The following is a 13,641-nucleotide window of genomic DNA, read 5'->3' on the forward strand; positions in this document are numbered from 1 at the left end:
GCCGCATCTGCGCGTGAGCGCAGCAAACTAGGGCGGGGTGACGAAACCAATTGGACCCCCTAAGTCCCCCTTCGTGAAGATCGTCTCCTGGAACATCAACTCGGTCCGTTTTCGCCTCGAGATCGTCGAGCGGTTCTTGCGCGAGGCTGCGCCCGACATATTGTGCCTCCAGGAAACCAAGGTGATCGACCAGGATTTCCCGCAGGAGGCGTTTCGGCGGCTCGGCTACAAGACGATCATCCTGCACGGCCAGAAAATGCACCACGGCGTCGCGATCCTGAGCCGCGTGCCGCTCGCCGAGGACGACCGGTTCGATTGGCAAGCCAATCGCGAGGCGCGGCACGTCGGCGTGAAGCTGGCGAACGGCGTGCGGCTGGAGAATGTCTACGTCCCCGCAGGCGGCGACGTTCCCGATCGCGAGGTGAACGCGAAGTTCGGCCAGAAGCTCGATTTCGTCGAACGGATGACGGCGTGGTCGGCGAGCCTCGACTGCCCGACGATCCTGGTCGGCGACTTCAACATCGCGCCGCTCGAAAGCGACGTGTGGAACCACAAGCAACTGCTCAACGTCGTCAGCCATACGCCGATCGAGGTGGATGCGCTCAACCGGCTAAAAGATTCCAATAGCTGGGTCGATCTCGGCCGGCATTTCTATCCGGCCCCGGCGCGGCTGCACACGTGGTGGAGCTATCGCTCGCCCGACTGGACGGTGAACGACCGCGGGCGCCGGCTCGACCACATGTGGGCGACCGCCGATGTCGCCGCTGCCGCTACGTCGCATACGGTGTTCGAGGCGTGCCGCAACTGGCTAAAGCCGTCCGACCATGTGCCGATCATGACCGAGTTCGACCTGTGAGCGCGCGTGACGTCGCCCGCGCGATCGATTCGTTGCGGCGTGGTTGGCCGATCGCCATCCAAGGCAGCGGTGCGCCGGTCGGATTGCTGGCGATCGAGACTGCGGATGCCGGGCGGCTGGTGGCATTCGATCCGGGTGGCGACTCGCCCATCCTGTTGTCGGCAGGGCGCGCGGCAACGCTGAAGCTCGCCAACCAGATCGAGGCGGCGATCCCCGACTCGCCGGTGCTGGTCGAACGCACCTTCTGGATCGATTTCGACTGTGCGGTGGCGCTGGCCGACCCGCAACTCGACATGGCGACGCCGATGAAGGGGCCGTTCCGCGCGATCCCGGTCCCCGACCCTGACGTCATGACGGCGGCGCTTGTGCTGGCGCGAACTGCGGGCGTGCTGCCTGCCTTCTTCGTCGGTGCGGCGACCGAACCCGCGATCACCATCGTCGACATCGACGATTTCGAAGACCCGATCCACCTCGCCATCGCGGCGCGCGCCAAGCTGCCGGTCGAGGGATCCGAGCGATCCGAGATCGTCGCGTTCCGCTCGCCCGATTCGCCGGGCGAGCATGTCGCGCTGATCGTCGGCCAGCCCGACGGCAACCCGCCGCTGGTGCGCCTCCACAGCGAGTGCCTGACCGGCGACGTGCTCGGCAGCCTCAAATGCGACTGCGGGCCGCAGCTCCATGCCGCGATCCACGCGATGGAGGGGACCGGCTGGGGCATCCTGCTCTACCTGCGGCAGGAGGGGCGCGGGATCGGGCTGGTCAACAAGCTGCGCGCCTATGCGCTGCAGGATCAGGGGTTCGACACGGTCGACGCCAATACCCGGCTGGGCTTCGCGGTCGATGCGCGCGATTTCCGGGTGGCGGCGCGCATGCTCGACCTGCTCGGGCAGACCCGTATCCGGTTGCTGACCAACAATCCGGAGAAGGTCCGCGTGCTGCAGGCTACCGGGATCGACGTGGTCGAGCGCGTGCCGATCGCGTTGCCGCCCAACCGCTTCAACGAGAAGTACTTGGCTACCAAGCGCGATCGGACTGGGCATCAGCTCTGAGCCGGACCGGCTAAGTTGACACCAAGTTGACACTAGCGGCGTCGAAATTCCGATCGATCGCTCGGCCGGTTCGAAGACGGACAATATCAACGAGCGACTGCCGTAGTTTCAGAAGAAATCCTACATTTCCAGTAGTTTCTTCACCTCGGCAAAGTCGGCGGCGATGGCGTCGACGCTGACCGCACGGAGGCGGTCGGCATGATCCGGCGCGCAATGATTGCCCGCGCACAGCCCGATGACGAACCCGCCGGACGCCACCGCGCCGGTCGCGCCGACGATCGAATCCTCGACGATCGCGCAGTCGGCGATCGCGACGCCGAGCCGATCGGCGGCGTAGAGATAGAGGTCGGGCGCGGGTTTGCCGCGCGTCACATGCTCGCGGCCGCTATAGATGTGGTCGCCGAACGCATCGGTCAGGCCGATATGATCGAGGTGACGGCGGATCCAGCGCGTCGAGCTCGACGATACGACCGCCCTGGGTAGATCGGCGGGCAGCGACCGGACGAAATCGACCGCGCCGGCGACTGCGCCGATTCCTTCGGCCATTACCCGATCGTCCTCGGCGGCGCGCGCGGTGTGGAAGTCGTCGGGCAACGGGCGTCCGATCCACGCCTCGACCTTCGCGATGAAATCGACGCCGGAATAGCCCATGAAATTGGCCATCGACTGTTCGGGCGTGGTCGGATGGCCGATCGAGGTCAGATAGTCGGCGATCTGCTTGTTGCCGACATATTCGCTTTCGATCAGCACGCCGTCGAAGTCGAAGAGGATCGCCCCGAACTTGCAGGCGATCGATCCGGGGGATCGATCGCTTCGGGGCGATCCCGCGAATCTCATACCCGCGCTCCGAACAGCGCCGAGCCGACCCGGACGTGCGTCGCGCCCAGCGTCACCGCGGTCGGATAGTCGCTCGACATGCCCATGCTGAGCCCGGTGAGGCCATGATCGCGCGCGAGCTTTGCCAGCAACGCGAAATAGGGCGCGGGTTCGACGTCGGCGGGCGGGATCGCCATCAGCCCGGCGATCGGCAGATCGGCGGCGCGCACTTCGGCCAACAGCGCGGGCAGATCGGCGATCGCGCAGCCGCCCTTTTGCGCCTCGTCGCCGATATTGACCTGGACGAAGCAGTTGGGTCGCCGGCCCGATTCCATTGCCTTGGCAAGCGCGCTGACCAGCGAGGGGCGATCGAGCGAATGTATCTCGTCGAACAACGCGACGGCATCCGCCGCCTTGTTCGACTGTAGCTGGCCGATCAGCGCGAGGCGGATGTCGGGATGGCGCTCGCGCAGCGCGGGCCATTTTCCTTGAGCTTCCTGGACGCGGTTCTCGCCGAACACGCGCTGGCCGGCGGCGATCAGCGGCTCGATCGCGTCGGCGGGGTGCGTCTTGGAGACGGCGATCAGCTCGACCGCATCGGTGCGGCCGGCCAGTTTCTTCGCGTGCTCGATATCGGCAAGGACGCCGGCGAGCCGCGCGGTGGGGTCGTCGGTCGTCATGGCCGGCGCTATAGGCAGGGACGTGTCGCGCCGCCACCCCCTTCCCCGCCTCTGGCTGATGACCGACGAGCGGTTGGGCGAGGGGTTGTGGGACGCACTGGCGCGGTTGCCGCGCGGCGGCGGCGTGGTGTTCCGGCATTATGCGACGCCGGCGGTCGAGCGGCGGCTTCTGTTTGCGCGCGTGGTCAGGATTGCGCGCGCCCATGGGCTCGTCGTGGTGCGGGCCGGGAATTGGTGTGGGGCAGGGGCGGATGGCGTGCACAACCGGCGCGGGCGCGGGGTGCGGACGGCGTCGGCGCATTCGTTGCTGGAGGCGAGGGCGGCCGTGACGCGCGGGGCTGACGCGGTGTTCGTGTCGCCGGTGTTCGCGACGCGGTCGCATCCGGGGGGTAGGGTACTGGGGGTGCGCGGGGCGGAGCGGATCGCGCGTCTGGTCGGGGTGCCGGTGATCGCGCTGGGCGGGATGGATGCCGAGCGGTTTTGGCGGCTCGATGGGTTCTATGGCTGGGCGGCGATCGATGCCTGGAGCGACGACGCCACGTGACCCGCCCTAGCCGTGCTCCTGCGAAGGCAGGAGCCCAGGGTCGCGGGGCGATAAGCTTGTTATATCCGACCCTTGATAGCCCGCCGCGGCAAAGCCGCGTCGTCGGTCCTCGCTGTACGAGGCCGGCCGGACTTTCTGCTTATCGCTATTTAGCTGCCGCTAAATCGCGGCATAAAGTCAGAACTTAAACGTCGTCCCGACATACACCGCCTGGCTGTCCACGCGGCGATCATCCGGCATCGGCGCCAGACGGTCGCGGTCGGGCGACTTGTAGCGCACGCCGGCGGTGACATCGATGTTGCGGCGGAGCGAATAGGCGCCACCGACGTCGATCATCTGCGGCGCGTCACCGATCAGACGCGTGTCGGTCGGCGGACGGTCGGTCACCGCCTTCAGCTTCGACGGCTTGGACAGGTTGAAGCCCGGATCCATCCGGCGGCCGCTCGGCGACGTGCCGAGGTCCATCTTCGGGGCGTCGCCCGGTACGCTCAGCCGCTTGGCGGCGGTCGATGCGACCAGATTATACTTGATCGGCGCGAGACCAAGCCCGGGGGCCGTCGTATCGCTGCCCAGGTTGCGCAGCGTCACCACGCCGGTCTTCGGCGTCGCGATCTGCAGCGCGGTCACGACCGGACGGCGAACGCCCCGCGACTCGGCGGGGGCGAAGCGGAACGACGCGGTCCCGATCCCGCTGCGCGCGATCAGCGCGGCCAGCTTGGGGTCGGCGGATGCCGGCGTGAAGAAAATCTGCGCGGAGGGCGAAGCCTTGCCCACGCGGTTGGCCGAATCGGGGGTGCCGAACGCAGGCACGGCAAACGCGCCGGCGACGGCTAGCGCCCCGACCATCGTTCCCACGATTACCCGCTTTCCAATCACGACGAATCCCTGCGACTCTTATACGGGACTCGCCCTAACACGGATCGTTCCATCGTCGCCACCGCGAAAGCGTGTTTTTCCGCCGAGTGTTGCACCATGTCCACAGGACGGCCACGATTGCCGGCCATTCTATGCGCGCTTGCGGCGTCGTCGCGAGTATCTATAGATGCCGTCCACCCTATCTGTGTCAGGAAAACGTTTGATGACCCGTCTGCGCTACGCCGCGTATCTGGCCCTGCTGCTGCCGCTCGCTGCCTGTGGGGGCGGGAACAAGAACCGGATGAAGGCAGACATCGCCGCGTCGAAGGTCACCACGATCGGCGTCAACGCCTATCTGTGGCGCGCGACGCTCGACACGCTGAGCTTCATGCCGCTGCTCCAGACCGATTCGAACGGCGGCGTCATCGTCACCGACTGGTACGTGAACCCTTCGGCGCCGACCGAGCGGATGAAGGTCACCGTCACGATCCTCGATCAGGACCTGCGCGCCGACGCCGTTCGCGTCGCGGCGCTGCGCCAGGTGAACCAGGGCGGCCAGTGGGTCGCGGCCCCGGTGCAGGCGGCGACCGTCCAGAAGCTCGAGGACATCATCCTGACCCGCGCCCGCGATCTCCGTCGCGCCGCCGTCACGCCGCAATAAGAAACCAACCCCGGTGGGCGGGTGATGCCCGCCCAACAGGAAACAGATCATGTCACGCTTCAATCCACTGAAGGCCGACGCCCAGTGGCAAAAGGTGTGGGACGAACGCCAGACGTTCGCCGCGAAGGACGACAGCCCCAAGCCCAAAAGCTATGTGCTTGAAATGTTTCCGTATCCTTCGGGGCGGATCCATATGGGCCACGTCCGCAACTATACGATGGGCGACGTGCTGGCGCGCTATCGGCGGATGAAGGGCATGGAAGTGCTCCACCCGATGGGGTGGGACGCGTTCGGCATGCCGGCCGAAAACGCCGCGATGGAAAAGCACGTCCATCCCGGCGGCTGGACCCGCCAGAATATCGCGACGATGAAGGCGCAGCTGAAACGGTTGGGCTTCGCGCTCGATTGGAGCCGCGAACTGGCGACGTGCGAGCCCGATTATTACGGCCACGAACAGGCGCTGTTCCTCGACATGCTGGCGGCGGGCCTCGTCTATCGCAAGGAATCGTCGGTCAATTGGGATCCGGTCGACATGACCGTGCTGGCCAACGAGCAAGTGATCGACGGGCGCGGCTGGCGATCGGGCGCGCTGGTCGAGAAACGCAAGCTGAGCCAGTGGTTCCTGAAGATCACGCAATTCGCCGACGAATTGCTGGCCGGGCTGGGCGAGCTGAAGAACTGGCCCGACAAGGTCCGGCTGATGCAGGAAAACTGGATCGGCAAGAGCCAGGGCCTGCAGTTCCGCTGGAAGGTTTCCGACGGCAGCGAGGTCGAGGTGTTCACGACACGCCCCGACACGATCTTCGGCGCGAGCTTCGTCGCGGTCGCGGCGGATCATCCGATCGCCCAGTCGATCGGCGCGGCGAGCCCGGAAGCCGCCGCCTTCATCGAACAGTGCAAGCAGGGCGGCACCACCGCGGCCGAACTGGAAACGCAGGAAAAGCTCGGCTTCGACACCGGGCTGACGGTGACGCACCCGTTCGATCCGACGATCCAACTGCCGCTCTACATCGCGAACTTCGTGTTGATGGACTACGGCACCGGCGCGGTGTTCGGCGTGCCGGCGCACGACCAGCGCGATTTCGAGTTCGCGTCGAAATACGGCCTGACGATCCGCCGCGTCGTGTCGGATGGCGACAAGACCGATCCCGCATTCACCGAGGCCGAAGCCTATTCGGGGCCAGGAACGCTAGTGAACTCGCACTTCCTCGACGGGATGGATGTCGAGGATGCCAAGCGCGAGGTGATCACGCGCGCCGAAGCGGGCGGCTGGGGCCACGGCACCACCGTGTTTCGCCTGCGCGACTGGGGGGTGAGCCGCCAGCGTTACTGGGGTACGCCGATCCCGATCATCCATTGCGCCGCGTGCGGCGCGGTGCCGGTGCCGCGCGATCAACTGCCGGTGGTGCTGCCCGAAGACGTGTCGTTCGACATCCCCGGCAACCCGCTCGATCGCCATCCCACGTGGAAGCATGTCGCGTGCCCGTCGTGCGGCGGCGCGGCGGTGCGCGAGACCGACACGCTCGACACCTTCGCCGATTCGTCGTGGTATTTCATCCGCTTCGCCAGCCAGCCCAGGGACAAGGCGTTCGACCGGGCGACGGCCGAACAATGGCTGCCGGTCGGGCAATATATCGGCGGGGTCGAGCACGCGATCCTGCACTTGCTCTACGCGCGGTTCTGGACGCGGGCGCTGAAGCACATGGATATGCTCGACATCGCCGAGCCGTTCGCGGGACTGTTCACCCAAGGCATGGTGACGCACGAGACCTACAAGTCGGTCGAGGGCAAATGGCTGTCCCCCGACGACGTGCGCGACGGCAAGGAAATCGCCACCGGGCAACCGATCACGGTCGGCCGCACCGAAAAGATGTCGAAGTCGAAGAAGAACACGATCGATCCCGAACCGATCGTTGATCAATACGGCGCCGACGCGACGCGGTGGTTCATGCTGTCTGACTCGCCACCCGAACGCGACCTGCAATGGTCCGAAAGTGGGATCGAGGGGTCGTGGCGTTTCGTCCAGCGGCTGTGGCGGCTGGTCGACGGCATCGCGGACGGCGAGGGCGCCGATGCCGCGATCGACCGCAAGCTCGCCCAGACCATCGCCGGGGTCGCCGTGGATATCGAGGCGCTGCAGTTCAACAAGGCGGTCGCCAAGCTGTACGAACTGGTCAACGCGATCGAAAAGGCCGCACCGTCGGCCTCGCGCACCGCCGCGATCCGCACGCTCGTCCGCCTCGTCGCACCGATGACACCGCATCTCGCCGAGGAAGCCTGGGCGGCGATGGGCGAAAGCGAGCTGGTCGCCGGCGCCGATTGGCCGAGTTACGACCCCGCTTTGCTGGTCGAGGACGAAGTGACGATCGCGATCCAGGTCAACGGCAAGCTCCGCGACACGCTGACCATGCCCAAAGGCTCGCCCAAGGACGCGATCGAGGCCGCGGCGCGCGCCAACGCCCATGTCATCCGCGTGCTCGAAGGCAAGGAACCCAAGAAGGTGATTGTCGTGCCCGATCGTCTGGTCAATCTGGTCGCATGAAGCGACTCGTCCCCTTGCTCGCCATCGCCCTCGCCGGTTGCGGGCTGCATCCGCTATACGAAGGCGGCGCCTCCGGCACGGTGGCGCGCGGGCTGGCCGACATCGACATCGCGCCGATCGCGGGCAAGTCGGGCTATCTGATGACCAATGCGTTGCGTGATCGCTTGCCCGATCGTGGCGGCGCCGCGGCGAAATACCGGCTCGAGATCAAGCTCGACGATTCGATCGTCGGCCTGGGCATCACGCGCGACAACACCGTGACGCGCGAGCGGCGGTCGCTGCGCGCACGTTATCAGTTGGTCGATACCGTGTCGGGCGAAGCGGTGCTCGACGCGACCGCCGGGTCGGATGCCGGGGTCGATGTGGTGAACTCCGAATATGCGACGATCGCGGCCGAAAATACCGCGCTGGAAAACCTGACCGACATCGTCGCCGATCAGATCGTGACGCGCATCGCGGTCTATACGCGCCGCACCGCGGCGAAGTGAAAGCGTCTGAAAATCAGCTAGTTAACGCGATCGACGCAGCATCGCCGGCGATCCGGCTCTATCTGCTGCACGGGCCCGACGAATCGGGCGCGGCGGATTATGCGGCGCGATTGGGCCGTGCGCTGGGTGCGGATGCGGAGAAGATCGCGATCGAGGGGTCGTCGCTGAAGAGCGATCCCGGCCGCGTCGTCGATGAGGCACGGTCGCTTGCCCTGTTCGGCGGGCGCCGCTGGATATTGATCAACAATGCGGGCGAAGACGCGATCGAAGCGGCAAAGATGCTGATCGCCGAGCCGCACGTCGAGCATCCGGTCGTGCTCATCGGTCCGGGTCTGCGCAGCAAGGGCAAATTGGTCGAGTTCGCGATCGCGCAGCCCGCCGCGATGAGCTTCGCCTGCTACGTCCCCGACGGCGCCAATGCCGAACGGCTGGTCGTCGGCATCGCGCGCGAACATGGCTTGCGGCCGACACCCGCCGCCGCCCGCCGCTTGATGAGCGCGGCGAATGGCGACCGCGCCGTCATCGCCCGCGAGATCGAAAAGCTCGCGCTCTATCTCGACGCCGCCGCCGACCGGCCGCGCGAGCTCGACGACGACGTGATCGACTTGCTCGGTGCCGAACTCGGCGATGCGCAGATGTCCGACGTCGTCGATGCCGCGCTGGAAGGGCGGGTCCGCGACATTTCGCGCGAGCTCGGCCGGTTCGCCGATTCGGGCGGCAGTGCAATCCCGCTGCTGCGCCAGATCGTCCGCAAGTTGATGAGCCTGGCCGCGATGCGCGGGGAGGTCGATGCGGGCGCCGACGCGACTGCGACGGTCAAGAAGCGCCGGCTGCACTTTCGCGAGGAAGCAGGGACGATCCGTCTGGTTCAACGTTGGCGCGCGGCCGAAATCACCGCCGCGATCGACCGCTTGCGACGCGCCGAACGCGCCTTGATGTCGGCGGGCGGGGCAGGGGAGATATTGTCCGACGTCGCCATTACCGAGACGACGCGCGCGGCCGCAAGAGCGCGCTAAGTCAAAGGCTTAAAGCGGTTCGCCGGTCAGCCGCTGGCAGACCATGTCGAGTTGGTCGAGCGTCGAATAGGCGACCGTCAGCGTCCCGCCCTTGGGACCGTAACTGATCTTCACGCCGAGCCCGATCACGTCGCTCAACTGGCGCTCGAGCGCAGCGATGTCGGCATTGCGCCCGCCACCGCCCGATCCGCCGGTCGAATCCGCATTCTTTGCTGATCGCGCCAGCCGTTCGGTGTCGCGCACCGACAAGCCTTTGGCGACGACTTCCGCCGCGAGCCGTTCGACGTCGGGCGCGCCGATCAGCGCGCGGGCATGCCCCATGTCGATTCGGCCGTCGACCAACAGCGCCTGGACGCTTTCCGGAAGATCGAGTAATCTCAACAGGTTGGCGATGTGGCTCCGCGACTTGTGGACGAGCTTGGCGAGCGCTTCCTGGGTGTGACCAAACTCGGTGATCAGCCGCTTGTACGCGTCGGCTTCTTCGACCGCGTTGAGATCGCGGCGCTGGATGTTTTCGAGCAACGCGATCTCGAACGTATCGGCGTCGTCGAGTTCGCGAACGATAACAGGGACTTCGTGCAGCCGCGCGCGTTGTGCGGCGCGCCAGCGACGCTCGCCGGCGACGATCTGGTAGTTGCGGCCGTGTGGCCGAACCAGGATCGGCTGGAGCACGCCACGCGTCGCGATCGACTGCGACAATTCTTCGAGCGCCGTATCGTCGAACGCCCGCCGCGGCTGGCCGGGCTGCGGCGTCAACGCGCCGACCGGCATCATTCGGATTCCCGATGGTGCGTCACCGGTGGTCGCGACCGGCTCGGCCGCGATGTCGCCGAGCAAGGCGTTGAGCCCGCGGCCTAGGCTCGGGCGGGGCTTGCGGGCCTCGCTCATGCCGCGATCGCCGGCTTGGCCGGGGGCAACCGGCCGATCAATTCGCGTGCGAGCGCCATATACGCCTCCGATCCCGAACAGCGATAATCGTAGATGAGCGCCGGCACGCCATGGCTGGGCGCCTCCGACAACCGTACGTTGCGCGGGATGACGGTATCGAACACGACATTGCCGAGTACCGCGCGAACGTCCGAAGAAACCTGTTCGGTCAATCGGTTACGGCGATCATACATCGTCAGCGCGACGCCGAGGATCGCCAGGCCTGGGTTGAATCGCGACCGAATCCGCTCGACCGTACTGAGCAACTGGCTCAACCCCTCGAGCGCGAAGAACTCGCATTGCAGCGGGACCAGGAGCGAGTCGGCGGCGACCATCGCATTGATTGTCAGCAACCCGAGCGATGGCGGACAATCGATCAGCACGACGTCCCAGCGATCCGCCGTTTCCTCCAGGGCATGATCGAGCCGGTGAGTCCGCTCCTCGTAATCGACGAGCTCTATCTCCGCGCCGGACAAATCGACGGTCGCCGGAACGATATCGAGCTTGGGCACCGCAGTGGCGATCGCAGCATCGGAAACGCTAACCTCACCGATCAGTACCTCGTAACTCGATTTAGCGCGATTGGCGCGGTGGATGCCGAGACCGGTCGATGCATTGCCCTGCGGATCGAGATCGACGATCAGCACGCGCTTGCCGGTAGCCGCGAGCGCGGTACCGAGATTGATGGCGGTGGTCGTCTTGCCGACCCCACCCTTCTGATTGGCGACTGCGATGACCGTCATCGCCGCCTCACGCCGCGCGCGATCACGATGGCTGAATCGGGGCTGGTGATGCTATGTTCCACGTGAAACACACCATGCCATGTTCGCCGCGCTTCCGCTACCTCGTCGTCGGCGTTTCTACCCTTGGGGAGCAGCCAAACCGTCTCTTTCTTGGCGCATTGTGCCGCCGACGCGAGAAGAGCGCCTATTCGTGCCACCGCACGCGCCGAAATCACATCGGCCTTATCGCTGACCGCTTCCACCTTTGCCGCTATCACAGTGACATTTGTTAGCCCCAATTGGTTCGCTGCATCGCGCAGGTAGTCCGCGCGTAAACGACGCGGCTCCACCAGAATCATTGCCCGTTCGGGTTCGACGGCGGCAACGGCAAGACCGGGAAATCCGGCACCGGCGCCGACATCGAGCCAAATACCGTCCGGCCCCAGCGCGACGAGTTGGAGCGAATCGACGATATGGCGCGTCCAGATCGATGCGAGCGTCGAACGAGCGATCAAATTCTGCCGTTCGGCCTCCTCAGCGACAATCGCCGCCAAGCTATCCAACCGATCGATCGCCGCCGAGTCGAACCTCGAAACGGCCCAAGCACGTGCATCCTCTTCCGTCATGCCGCACGCCGGTTGGTGTGGAGTAGGATCGCAGTAAGCGCCGCCGGCGTGATCCCACGAATACGCCCCGCTGCGGCGAGGGTAGCAGGTCGGGCGGCAGTCAGGCGCTCCACCATTTCAATCGACAGCCCAGGAACAGCCGCGAAGTCGAGATCGGCGCGCAAGGCCACGCGCTCGCTCGCCCGCAGCTCGGCGACCTCGGCCTCCTGGCGATCGACATAGGGAGCGTATCGCGCGTCATCCAACGCCTCGACGATGGTTGGCGTCATGACGTCGGCGAGTTCCGGCGCGACGTCGCGCAATGAGACGTCCGGAAAGCGCAGCCACTCCCGGGCGGAGCGACGCGAGCCGTCCTGGCCGACTCCGGTATGCGCCAGCGTACTGGCGGTAATCGATCGAGCGAGCACATGATCGACCTCCGTACGTTCCTGCTCGCGGCGACGAACGTGTTCCAAGCGAGCGGGGCCGAGCAATCCGGTGGCTTCCGCAACCCGCGACAGCCGCGTTTCAGCGTTGTCGGCCCGGAGCCTGAGCCTGAATTCGGCACGCGCGGTCAGCATGCGGTAGGGTTCCGTAACGCCCTGTAGCACCAGGTCGTCGATCATGACGCCAAGATAGCTTTGCGTCCGATCGGGCAGGAAGGAATCGAGACCAAGCGCCAACGCCGCTGCATTCGCCCCCGCCACAAGCCCTTGCGCCGCCGCTTCTTCATAGCCGGTCGTCCCGTTGATCTGCCCGGCGCAGAACAATCCCGGCAACTCTGTCAGCGCGAGCCGATGATCAAGTGCACGCGGATCGATATGGTCGTATTCGACAGCATAGCCGAACGCCATGATCCGTGTTCGCTCCAGACCCGGAATTGAGGCGATCAGCGCGGCTTGGGCGTCGGCCGGAAGCGACGTCGAGATGCCATTGGGGTAGACAGTGGCATCGTCCAATCCCTCCGGTTCGAGGAATATCTGGTGACCATCTCGGTCACCGAACCGATGCACCTTGTCTTCGATGGATGGGCAATAGCGCGGGCCTGCGCCTTCAATTGCGCCGCCGAACAGCGGTGACCGATCGAGCGCAGCGCGGATGATGTCGTGCGTCCGTTCGGTCGTTCGCGTAATCGCGCAGGCCAGTTGGGGGAGGGGTCTGCCTGACGACAGCGGCGACATTGTCCAAGGTTCGTCGTCGGAGGGCTGGCGCTCCAGCCGCGCCCAGTCGATCGTGCGCCCATCGAGTCGCGGCGGCGTCCCGGTCTTGAGTCGCGTCATCGGCAAATCGATCGCCCGCAACTGATCCGCCATCGCGGTCGCGGCCCGCTCGCCGAGCCGCCCGCCAGACTCGCGATCCTCGCCGCGAAACATGCGGGCGCCTAGAAACGTGCCCGTCGCCAGGACGACCGTGGGGGCGAAGATCGCGGTTCCGTCTGACAGGACAATTCCCGATACCGCACCACTTCGCACGGTGAGTGAGACGGCCTCGCCCGGAACAATTTCAATACCATCATGCGATTTTAGAATCGCTCGGACTGCTGCCGCAAAACGCTTACGATCCGCCTGGATTCGCGGTCCCCGAACAGCTGCGCCCTTGCTGCGATTGAGCAGCCGGTAGTGGATTGCCGCCGCATCTGCCGCACGCGCCATGATGCCGTCGCAGGCATCGACCTCCCGCACCAGGTGGCCCTTGCCGAGTCCGCCGATGCTGGGATTGCAGGACATCGCACCGATATTCGCGGCATCGAACGTGACGAGCGCGACCCGCGAGCCGCGCCGAGAGGCAGCCGCAGCAGCCTCCACGCCGGCATGGCCGCCGCCGATCACGATAACGTCGAACTCGTTCATGGCGCGCGGTTAGCAGCTTGTTCCACGTGG

General features: G+C 65.9%; 14 protein-coding genes. 7 read left to right on the forward strand and 7 right to left on the reverse strand.

Annotated features, from left to right (window positions below; all coding sequences use genetic code 11):
* Positions 1 to 73: 73 nt before the first annotated feature.
* Entirely contained in the window at positions 74 to 856 is a 783-nt protein-coding gene (locus FPZ24_RS16285; protein ID WP_146573768.1) for an exodeoxyribonuclease III, read from the forward strand.
* Complete coding sequence (gene ribA, locus FPZ24_RS16290; RefSeq protein WP_146573769.1) at positions 853 to 1,905, forward strand: GTP cyclohydrolase II; 1,053 nt, start codon at positions 853 to 855, stop codon at positions 1,903 to 1,905. The genes FPZ24_RS16285 and ribA overlap by 4 nt, the downstream gene beginning before the upstream one ends.
* A gap of 120 nt (positions 1,906 to 2,025) precedes the next feature.
* On the opposite strand, the gene FPZ24_RS16295 is transcribed toward ribA, so the two are convergent.
* Together FPZ24_RS16295 and FPZ24_RS16300 are read right to left on the reverse strand one after the other, a co-directional pair.
* Positions 2,026 to 2,742, reverse strand: coding sequence for an HAD family hydrolase (locus FPZ24_RS16295; RefSeq protein WP_146573771.1), 717 nt, complete (start codon positions 2,740 to 2,742; stop codon positions 2,026 to 2,028).
* The gene (locus FPZ24_RS16300) at positions 2,739 to 3,401 is read right to left on the reverse strand and encodes a YggS family pyridoxal phosphate-dependent enzyme (RefSeq protein WP_146573773.1); all 663 of its coding nucleotides are present in this window, start codon (positions 3,399 to 3,401) and stop codon (positions 2,739 to 2,741) included. Before FPZ24_RS16300 ends, FPZ24_RS16295 begins: the two co-directional genes overlap by 4 nt.
* A gap of 22 nt (positions 3,402 to 3,423) precedes the next feature.
* Between FPZ24_RS16300 and FPZ24_RS16305 the strand changes: the two genes are divergently transcribed.
* A complete protein-coding gene (locus FPZ24_RS16305) occupies positions 3,424 to 3,945 on the forward strand; it encodes a thiamine phosphate synthase (RefSeq protein WP_240047529.1) in 522 nt (173 codons plus the stop codon).
* Between the two features lie 177 nt (positions 3,946 to 4,122).
* Here the strand turns inward: FPZ24_RS16305 and FPZ24_RS16310 are convergent, their stop codons facing one another.
* Positions 4,123 to 4,791: a hypothetical protein gene (locus FPZ24_RS16310; protein ID WP_476749628.1), complete on the reverse strand. Its 669-nt coding sequence runs from the start codon at positions 4,789 to 4,791 to the stop codon at positions 4,123 to 4,125.
* A gap of 232 nt (positions 4,792 to 5,023) precedes the next feature.
* Between FPZ24_RS16310 and FPZ24_RS16315 the strand changes: the two genes are divergently transcribed.
* Genes FPZ24_RS16315 through holA form a run of 4 tightly spaced genes read left to right on the forward strand, consistent with a single transcriptional unit; the run spans position 5,024 to position 9,507 of the window.
* The gene (locus FPZ24_RS16315) at positions 5,024 to 5,461 is read left to right on the forward strand and encodes a DUF3576 domain-containing protein (RefSeq protein WP_146573779.1); all 438 of its coding nucleotides are present in this window, start codon (positions 5,024 to 5,026) and stop codon (positions 5,459 to 5,461) included.
* A 49-nt stretch (positions 5,462 to 5,510) separates the two neighbouring features.
* On the forward strand, positions 5,511 to 8,003 hold the full coding sequence (leuS, locus tag FPZ24_RS16320; protein WP_420853371.1) for a leucine--tRNA ligase: 2,493 nt from the start codon (positions 5,511 to 5,513) through the stop codon (positions 8,001 to 8,003).
* Positions 8,000 to 8,491 carry an LPS assembly lipoprotein LptE gene (gene lptE, locus FPZ24_RS16325; RefSeq protein ID WP_146573783.1) on the forward strand — a complete coding sequence of 164 codons (492 nt, stop codon included), beginning with the start codon at positions 8,000 to 8,002 and terminating at the stop codon, positions 8,489 to 8,491. Before leuS ends, lptE begins: the two co-directional genes overlap by 4 nt.
* Positions 8,488 to 9,507, forward strand: coding sequence for a DNA polymerase III subunit delta (gene holA / locus FPZ24_RS16330; protein ID WP_146573785.1), 1,020 nt, complete (start codon positions 8,488 to 8,490; stop codon positions 9,505 to 9,507). The genes lptE and holA overlap by 4 nt, the downstream gene beginning before the upstream one ends.
* A 9-nt stretch (positions 9,508 to 9,516) precedes the next feature.
* On the opposite strand, the gene FPZ24_RS16335 is transcribed toward holA, so the two are convergent.
* Genes FPZ24_RS16335 through mnmG form a run of 4 tightly spaced genes read right to left on the reverse strand, consistent with a single transcriptional unit; the run spans position 9,517 to position 13,611 of the window.
* Positions 9,517 to 10,395 carry a ParB/RepB/Spo0J family partition protein gene (locus tag FPZ24_RS16335; RefSeq protein WP_146573787.1) on the reverse strand — a complete coding sequence of 293 codons (879 nt, stop codon included), beginning with the start codon at positions 10,393 to 10,395 and terminating at the stop codon, positions 9,517 to 9,519.
* Positions 10,392 to 11,177, reverse strand: coding sequence for a ParA family protein (locus FPZ24_RS16340; RefSeq protein WP_146573789.1), 786 nt, complete (start codon positions 11,175 to 11,177; stop codon positions 10,392 to 10,394). Before FPZ24_RS16340 ends, FPZ24_RS16335 begins: the two co-directional genes overlap by 4 nt.
* Positions 11,174 to 11,782: a 16S rRNA (guanine(527)-N(7))-methyltransferase RsmG gene (gene rsmG, locus FPZ24_RS16345; protein ID WP_146573791.1), complete on the reverse strand. Its 609-nt coding sequence runs from the start codon at positions 11,780 to 11,782 to the stop codon at positions 11,174 to 11,176. Before rsmG ends, FPZ24_RS16340 begins: the two co-directional genes overlap by 4 nt.
* Positions 11,779 to 13,611, reverse strand: a complete 1,833-nt coding sequence (gene mnmG, locus FPZ24_RS16350) for a tRNA uridine-5-carboxymethylaminomethyl(34) synthesis enzyme MnmG (protein WP_146573793.1) — start codon at positions 13,609 to 13,611, stop codon at positions 11,779 to 11,781. Before mnmG ends, rsmG begins: the two co-directional genes overlap by 4 nt.
* Between the last annotated feature and the right edge of the window lie 30 nt (positions 13,612 to 13,641).

The organism is Sphingomonas panacisoli, from assembly GCF_007859635.1.
GTDB classification, from domain to species: domain Bacteria; phylum Pseudomonadota; class Alphaproteobacteria; order Sphingomonadales; family Sphingomonadaceae; genus Sphingomonas; species Sphingomonas panacisoli.